The sequence below is a fragment of the Methylobacterium sp. CCH5-D2 genome, from assembly GCF_001556475.1.
Taxonomy (GTDB): Bacteria; Pseudomonadota; Alphaproteobacteria; order Rhizobiales; family Beijerinckiaceae; genus Methylobacterium; species Methylobacterium hispanicum.
In genome coordinates, this window is record NZ_LSIX01001143.1 from 1 (window position 1) to 6093 (window position 6093).

At 72.4% G+C, this 6093-nt stretch carries 5 protein-coding genes; 2 read left to right on the forward strand and 3 right to left on the reverse strand.

The genetic code is table 11. The annotated features are described in order from the left end of the window. Positions 1-1019 (reverse strand): CoA-binding protein (locus AX737_RS31080; protein WP_197430778.1); only part of this gene is annotated, 1019 nt, incomplete at its 3' end. A 502-nt stretch (positions 1020-1521) separates the two neighbouring features. Between AX737_RS31080 and AX737_RS31085 the strand changes: the two genes are divergently transcribed. Together AX737_RS31085 and AX737_RS31090 are read left to right on the forward strand one after the other, a co-directional pair. Next, positions 1522-1959 carry a MucR family transcriptional regulator gene (locus AX737_RS31085; RefSeq protein ID WP_066928016.1) on the forward strand — a complete coding sequence of 146 codons (438 nt, stop codon included), beginning with the start codon at positions 1522-1524 and terminating at the stop codon, positions 1957-1959. Between the two features lie 128 nt (positions 1960-2087). Then, a complete protein-coding gene (locus tag AX737_RS31090; protein WP_066928017.1) occupies positions 2088-2849 on the forward strand; it encodes a restriction endonuclease in 762 nt (253 codons plus the stop codon). A 107-nt stretch (positions 2850-2956) separates the two neighbouring features. Here AX737_RS31090 and zwf read toward each other — a convergent pair whose 3' ends face one another. Then, positions 2957-4489 (reverse strand): glucose-6-phosphate dehydrogenase, encoded by a 1533-nt coding sequence (zwf, locus tag AX737_RS31095; RefSeq protein WP_082773393.1) that lies wholly within the window; start codon positions 4487-4489, stop codon positions 2957-2959. Between the two features lie 71 nt (positions 4490-4560). Further along, entirely contained in the window at positions 4561-6036 is a 1476-nt protein-coding gene (locus tag AX737_RS31100) for an efflux transporter outer membrane subunit (protein ID WP_156454070.1), read from the reverse strand. Positions 6037-6093 lie beyond the last annotated feature (57 nt).

Below are 6093 nucleotides of genomic sequence, written 5' to 3' on the forward strand. Positions count from 1 at the left end.
TCGCCATCCTGACCAACGGGCGCGGCGTCGGCGAGCGTCCCGCCGCGCTCGGCCAATCGGTCCGCGGCGAGCTCGCCGACGCCGCGCCCGTTGGTCAGGATGGCGAGCCGCCGGCCCGGGAAGGGCCGCTGGCGCCCGAGCGTCTCGACCGCCGAGAACATCTCGTCGAGGTCCTGCACGGCGAGCAGGCCCGCCCGGCGGAAGGCGGCGGCGTAGACGGCGTCGGGCTTGGCGAGCGCGCCCGTATGGGTCTCCGGGGCGTGGCCGCCGGAAGCGGTGCGGTCGGGCCGGTGGCGCCCGCTGCGGAGCACCACCACGGGCTTCGAGCGCGCCGCCGCGCGGGCGGCCGACATGAAGCGGCGGGCGTTGTCGATCTGGTCGAGGCAGAGCAGGATCGCCCGGGTGCGGTAGTCGCCAGCGAAATGGTCGAGGCAGTCGGCGACGTCCACGTCGCAGGCGCTGCCGAGCGCCAGCGCCGCCGAGAGGCCGATCCCGTGCCGGCTCGCCCACGCGACGATCGCGGCCGCGACCGTGCCCGAGGTGGAGACCAGCGCGAGGTCGCCCGCCTGCGGCATGTGGGCGAACAGGCTGACGTTGAGGCGGGCGGAGGGCACCACCAGCCCGGCGCTGTCGGGCCCGAGCAGGCGCAGGCCGTGGGCGCGGGCGATGGCCCGCGCGCGCGGGCCCGGATCGTCCGGGCCGGTGCCGAGATGCGCGGTGAGGATCGCGGCGGCGCGGGCCCCGATCCGGCCCGCATCCGCGACGATGTCCGGCACGGCGGCGGGGGGCGCGGCGATCACCACGAGGTCGGGCGCCTCGGCGAGGTCCGAGACCTGGGCGACGCACGGGTAGCCCGCCACACTCGCGTGGCTCGGGTTGACCGGTAGGACGCGGCCCGGAAAGCCGGCCGCCCGCAGGTTCTCCAGCACGGCGCGGCCGAGCGAACCCTCGCGCTCGCCCGCGCCCACCAGGGCGACGGTGCGCGGGTTCAGCAAGGCGTCGAACCGGTAGGTGCTCAAGGCCGCCGCTCCCGTCCGCGGGCCGAAACCCGCTTCCCGTGCCACCCGGACCGCGCACGCAACGCCGCCGAGGCCCTGTCCGTCGTCGCCCGCTCCGGCGGCCGGTCCGGTGGCCGCCCCGGCGCCCAATCCCCGTCATCGCCGGCACCGCCGGGTCTGTCGACGCCGGGTCCGTCGGCCCTGGGTGTTCGGCGCAGGGTTTCGGCCCGGGGATTTTGGCCGAGGTGGCGTTTCGCGTGCTGCACTTAGCCCATCGTTGCCCCCGATGCACGCCCGGTCCGCCGCCCGGAGCCGCAAGTGCCGGTGCGACACGGCGTCTGGTCCTGCCGTTCCTGCAACAACCGGGGTGTCTCTAGAGTACGGCCCAATTTTACCGGTTGCTTTGAAAGAGCCGAAACCATAGTACCCCGCGCCGGACAACCTTGAATGTGCCGCCGCTCTCGCGATCGCCGGCCGGCCGAGAGGCGAAGCGAGTGTTGTCTTCGAGGGGGAGGAACAGGTGATGCGGACCGATAACGGTGTTGAGCCGGATTACGTCGTCATTACGACAGATATCGTCTCGGCATTCATCAGCAGAAACGCAGTCTCCCCGGACGAGCTGGCCGCCCTGATCGGCACGGTCCACGCAACTCTGAATCAACTCGCGCGCCCCCCGGAGGCCGAGGCCGCGCCGGCCCGCGCGCCGGCCGTGCCGGTCAGCCGCTCGATCCGGCCCGATTACCTGATCTGCCTCGAGGACGGGAAGACGTTCAAATCCCTGAAGCGGCACCTGCGCGCGCGCTACAACCTCACGCCGGAGCAGTATCGGGAGCGCTGGAACCTCTCGCCCGACTATCCCATGGTGGCGCCGAACTACGCCGCCGCCCGCTCGGACCTCGCCCGCGCGATGGGGCTCGGCCAGCAGCGCCGCAAGGGACGGGACGCGGGCGGCGAGGCGTAGAGCCGGCGCGATCCACAGGGATCGCGGGCCTCCGCGCCGCCGGGCCGCGCCCGTTAGAGATCGGGCAAGGCCCGGCTGCGATGACCGGCCGGTCACGCGGTCACGCCCGGTCTCCTCGCGAGGGTTTCATGTCCGGCCAGCCCAGCCTCGTCGCCCGCCTGTTCTGGACGAGCGTGGCGGGCCTCGGCCTCGGCCTCGTCTACGGCCCGCCCGCCCTCGGCGCGACCGTGGCGGGGCTCTGCCTCGTCCTGCTGCGCCATCTCGGACGGCCGGGTCGCTTCCGGGCCCGCGTGCGCCGGATCGCGCGCCGGCACGCCGGAACGCTAGCGCTGCGCCGGCGCCAGGAATGCTTCGTGGACGCCTACGGCAACGAGATCCGCGACGGCTGGCTGCGCGAGTGCGACTACTTCCTCGACCGCACGGTCCTGCCGCAACTGGAGGCGCGCTTTCCGGACTACGTGGTGACGCGCCGACCCGAGGCGTTGGCGATCGTCGAGGCGGTGGCGGAGGCCGCCGACCTCCCCGAGGCCGACGAGGCCCCGGAGGACGGGATCGGCTACGAGCAATTCTGCCTGGGAAGGCTGAAGGCGGCGGGCTGGCGCGCCCACCCGACTCCCGCGAGCGGCGACCAGGGCGCCGACATCGTGGCGACGCGCGGGCGCACCCGCCTCGTCGTGCAGTGCAAGCGCTACGGCAAGCCGGTCGGCAACGCCGCGGTGCAGGAGGCGGCTGCCGCCCGCCGCTACTGGGAGGCGCAGGCGGCGGCCGTGGTCTCGAACGCGGGCTTCACCCCCGCCGCCCGCAAGCTCGCCGCCGCCACGGGCGTCGTGCTCCTGCACCACGACGCGCTGGGGACGCTGGCGGACGAGGATCTGCTGGTGGAGGCGTGAGGCGCGACGCTCTCCCTCCCCCCGCAGAAGCAGGGCTGTCGCATAGGGCAGCTTGCGCTTCGTTCCGAGACGATGCGTTAGACCGAACCCATCAACCGGAAACGGTATCAATCCGTCTCACCGTCGAGCCCGAGCCAGTGGCGCCCGTCGCGGGCGAGCAGCGCGTCCGCCTCCTCCGGGCCGTCGCTGCCGACGGGATAGAACGCGACGTCGGCCTGCGGCCAGCCCTTCAGCAGCGGATCGACCGCCGCCCAGCCCGCCTCGATGTTGTCGGCGCGCTGGAACAGGGTCGCGTCGCCGGTCATGCAGTCGTAGAGCAGCGTCTCGTAGCCGACATTCGGCTGGTTCGCGAAGAAGTCGGCGTAGCGGAAACTGGTCCGCACCCGGCCGATGCGCATCTTCGGGCCCGGCACCTTCACGTTGAGCTCGGTCGTCGCGCCGTGCTGCGGGTCGATGGTGATGCGCATCACGTTCGGCGTCAGCGGATCGACGCCGTGGCCCTCGAACAGCCGGAAGGGCGCGGGCTTGAACAGCACCGCGATCTCGGTGCGCCGGCTCGCCATGCGCTTGCCGGTGCGCAGGTAGAACGGCACCCCGGCCCAGCGCCAGTTGTCGATCGTGAGCTTCAGCGCGACGTAGGTCTCGGTCGTGGAATCGCGCGCCACGTTGTGCTCGTCGCGGTAGCCCGGGAGATCCTGCCCGTCGAGCCGCCCGGCCGTGTACTGGCCGCGCACCGCGTCGTCCGGGGTGACCGGCCGGACGGCCTCCTCCAGCTTCGCCTTCTCGTTGCGCACGGCCTCCGCGCCGAAGGAGTTCGGCGGCTCCATCGCCACCATGCAGAGCAGCTGGAACAGGTGGTTGGGCACCATGTCGCGCAGCGCGCCCGTGGGTTCGTAGAATCCGCCGCGCTCCTCGACGCCCACCGTCTCGGCGGCGGTGATCTGCACGCTGTCCACGTACTCGCGCCGCCAGACCGGCTCCAGCATGCCGTTGGCGAAGCGCATCGCCAGGATCGACTGCACCGTCTCCTTACCCAGGAAGTGGTCGATCCGGTAGAACTGGCTCTCGTCGGCGCATTTCAGGATGCGAGCGTTGAGCGCCTTCGCCGATTCGAGGTCCTGGCCGAAGGGCTTCTCGATCACCACGCGCCGGAAGGCGTCCTCGGTCTGCTTCAGCAGGCCGGCCTTCCCCAAACCCTCCACCACGGTTCCGAAGAAGCGGGCCGCGACCGCGAGATAGAACACCGCGTTGCCCGAGACCCGCTCGCCGAGCGCCGCGAACAGGGCCGGGTCCTCGAAGTCGCCCTTGAGGAAGTGGATGCGCTCGCGCACGAAGCCCCAGCTCTGCGGGTCGATGCGGTCGGTGTGGAACTCCGAATCCGGGTCCTTGGCGAACGCTTCCAGCGCCTCGGAGAGCGCCGCGCGCAGGCCTTCGTCGGTGTTGTCGTTGTGATCGACGCCGAGGATCCTGAAGTCCCGGTCGAGCAGGCCGCCGCCCGCGAGGTTGTAGAGCGAGGGCATCAGGAGGCGCTTGGTCAGGTCCCCCATCGCGCCGAAGATCACCAGCGTGCAGGGCGGCGCCGGCGCGACGCCGCAGGCGGCATCGTCCTTCAGTTCGGCCTCGTTCTCGGGTTCGGGCATGGTCGGGCTCCCGCACGCGCCGCGGCGCAGCAAACTGCACCGTCAACAAGGCCCGGGTGCGGGCGTTCCGCCTACTCCTCCACCCGCACCGCCGGGCTCAGGTCGATCGGCAGGCGCGCACCCTTCAGCTCGGCGTCGCCGGGCAGGCTGCGCGCGTCCCAGCCGCCGCCGAGCGCGCGCACGAGGGTGATCGCCGTGGTGAAGCGGTTGAGCCGGATCTGCAGCGCGGCGACCTCGTTCGTGAGCTGCAGGTTCTGGGCGGTCACGACCGTGGTGAAGTTCTGGGTGCCGGCCCGGTACTCGTTGAGCGTGATCTCGACGGCGCGCCGGGCCGATGTCACGGCCTCGTCCTGCGCGGCCTGCTGGCGGGCGAGGATGCGCACGCCGGCCAACCCGTTCTCGACCTCCGCGAAGGCCGCGAGCACGATTTGGCGGTAGTTGGCGACCGCGCCGTCGTAGCCGGCGCGTGTTGCCTGGAGCGCGGCCGAGCGGGCGCCGCCGTCGAACAGCACCTCGGTGCCGGCGGCCGAGACCGACCACACCTGGTTCGCCGCCGACAGGAGCCCGTTGCGGGTCAGGCCCGAGATGCCGCCCGAGGCCGAGAGCGTCACGGTCGGGTAGAAGGCCGCGACCGCCACGCCGATCTGCTCGCTCTGCGACTGCACGAGGCGCTCGGCCTGCGCGACGTCGGGACGGCGTTCCAAGAGGTCGGAGGGGATGCCGACCGGCACCGCGGGCGGGCGGTTCGGCAGGAGTGCGACCGGCAGCGTCAGTTCCGAGGGCGGGCGCCCGATCAGCGTGGCGATGGCGTGCTCGAAGGTCGCGCGGGTGAGGGCTACCGCCACCGCGGCGGCCTGGGTGGTCTGGACCTGCGTCTGCGCGGTGATCACGTCGGAACGGGCGGCGACGCCCGCGTTGTACTGGTTCTCGGTGATCTGGAGCGTGCGCTTGAAGTTCTCGACGTTCTCGTTGAGCAGCTTCTGGAGCGAGTCGGCGTAGCGCAGCGAGAAGTAGTTCGTCGCGACCTCCGCCTGGATCGCCAGCCGGGTCAGCGCGAGCTGGGCGGCATCCGCCTGGGCCAGGGCCGTCTGGCTCTCGAGGTTGCGCCGGATGCCGCCGAACAGGTCGAGCTCCCAGCTCGCCTGGCCGAGCAGCGCCACGCTGGTGCGCTCGGTGCCGGCGATGCGCTGTCGCGTGATGCTGGGCGCGCCGACGACGGTCGGGTAGAGCGCGGCGCGGGCCTGCTCTACGATGGCGCGGGCCTGCCGGTAGGCGGCGACCGACTGGCGCAGGCTCTGGTTGTCGACGTCCACGAGCCGGATCAGCCGGTCGAGCGCCGGGTCCTTGAACACCCGCCACCAGTCGCCGCGCTCGGCGTGGTCGTTGGGTGCGGCGGCGCGCCAGTTCTTCTTCGCGGCCACCTGCGCCACGCTGTCCTCGCGGGCGCCGCCCTGCTTGAAGGCGAGCGGGGTCTCGACCGAAGGGCGGGAATAGTCCGGGCCGACGACGCAGCCGGTGAGGGCGGTCAGCGCCAGCGCGAGCGCGATCCCCCTCCCCCCTCTGCGGGGGAGGGTACCCTGCGAAGCAGGGGGGTCGGGACGAAG